Raw genomic sequence first — 1,780 nt, 5'->3', positions numbered from 1 at the left:
TGGTATGCTTGGCTTCGACTTTTTTGCTCGTGGCGTTTTTACCATTAACTTCGTTAAAAAACAATTTGATATGTACATTAGTAAAGACCAGTAGCAGATGAGAGGGATAAGGTACATAGGATTGATGATTTTGTTGTTGCTTTTTGGCATCGAACGCTCCGCGGCGCAAAACCAGCGGAACGATTTTGTCATCGAGAACGATAATATGATACTGACTATTGACCTTAAATTGAAGAAAGAGGAAATAGACAGTCTTCTGCGTATTGCCGACATACATGGTATCAGCGTAGATAATCTGCTTAACAATGAGTTTTCGCAATTGCTAAAGGATGGTTGGGAAGTACGTCAATCGGGCAAGAAAACTATTACGCTTATTAAGCCGCTCGCCGCTTTGCTGCAAGGCGGCTCGTACCAAATGTTGACACTGCCCCGCCAATCGCCGGGAGGCACCATGGCTGGTATACCGGTTGATGTGAGCTATGGCATCAATAAGTTTTTCAGACAAAGTGTGCATGAGTTGCCAGGTGGTTACACCCGTTTCTTTTTGCGTGGAAATATTACCGCGAAAAAAGTGTTGCTTTCGGGTAGTTTTAATAACTGGAGCACCTCAAAAGGCACTATGTTTAAAACCGACAGCGGCTGGATAAGCGATATAAAACTGGATGCCGGCGAACACTTGTATAAGTTTATCATAAACGGCAACTGGACGGAAGACCACGATAACGCCCTAAAAGAACCTGACGGGCACGGCGGCTTTAACTCCATCTATTTCCGTTATAATTATGTGTTTAAACTGAACGGCCATGCAGCGGCGCAACGGGTAATGGTGGCGGGCAGTTTCAATAACTGGAACGCCAACGAAATTGTGATGATAAAACAAGGCGCAACGTGGCAAATGTCGCTTTATTTAAAAGAAACAGTGCACACCTACCGCTTTATGGTAGATGGCAAATGGATGCCCGACCCGGCAAACCCCAAAATGATGGCCGATGGCAAGGGCAATATCAACTCGATATTGCAACTGGGGCCTGTATTTAGCTTTAAACTGCCCGGTTTTGCTAATGCCCGCGATGTTTTTGTGGCCGGCCAGTTTAACGAGTGGAGGCAGGGCGAGCTCAGGCTGAAAAAAGATGGCAACGCATGGCGGGCCGATGTGCCGATGGACCCGGGCAATTATGGTTATAAATTTATAGTGGATGGTAAATGGATGACAGACCCCACCAATCCATGTCAGTACGGAAATGGTGATGAACGTAACTCGTTGCTGGTGGTGAAACCAAATTATACCTTCACGCTGAAGGGTTATGGTAACGCTAAAACCATCCGCCTGGCCGGTACTTTTAATAATTGGGACTATGATGGCTATACCATGGTACACCAGGGCGACCAATGGACCATCAGTTTGCACCTCAAACCGGGCAAATACCTCTATAAATTCATCGTAGATGGTAATTGGATAATCGACCCGGCAAACAAACTATGGGAGCAAAACCGGTTTGGCACGGGTAATTCGGTGTTGTGGCTGGAACCTTGATTTGTCATTAGTTCATCGGTTCATCAGTTCATTGGTGTCGCGATGGCGGGGACTTGTCGCCACCGTTGGCATGCATTATAAAAGAACCGGTGAACAAATAAACTAAGAGTTGTGCCCAGGAGCAGATTCGAACTGCCACACCCTTACGAGTGCCACCCCCTCAAGATGGTGCGTCTACCAATTTCGCCACCTGGGCTTATAAATTATCATTGGGTCATTGGTCATTGTGTCATTATGCTTATCGAG

At 46.1% G+C, this 1,780-nt stretch carries 1 protein-coding gene and 1 tRNA gene; one reads left to right on the top strand and one right to left on the bottom strand.

Annotated features, from left to right (window positions below):
• Nucleotides 1-97: 97 nt before the first annotated feature.
• Nucleotides 98-1,534, top strand: a complete 1,437-nt coding sequence (locus QZX97_RS02340) for a glycogen-binding domain-containing protein (RefSeq protein ID WP_295664116.1) — start codon at nucleotides 98-100, stop codon at nucleotides 1,532-1,534.
• 112 nt (nucleotides 1,535-1,646) lie between these two features.
• Here the strand turns inward: QZX97_RS02340 and QZX97_RS02335 are convergent.
• A tRNA-Leu gene (locus tag QZX97_RS02335) sits at nucleotides 1,647-1,730 on the bottom strand.
• Nucleotides 1,731-1,780: the final 50 nt, after the last annotated feature.

The organism is uncultured Mucilaginibacter sp. (genome assembly GCF_903893715.1).
Classification (GTDB): domain Bacteria; phylum Bacteroidota; class Bacteroidia; order Sphingobacteriales; family Sphingobacteriaceae; genus Mucilaginibacter.
Note: the sequence above shows the minus strand (reverse complement) of the source record. Positions and strands in the feature narration are given on the sequence as shown.

Bases quoted from the DNA above. Each gene is read 5' to 3' on its own strand.
- QZX97_RS02340 (WP_295664116.1), top strand. From the start codon at position 98: ATGAGAGGGATAAGGTACATAGGATTGATGATTTTGTTGTTGCTTTTT.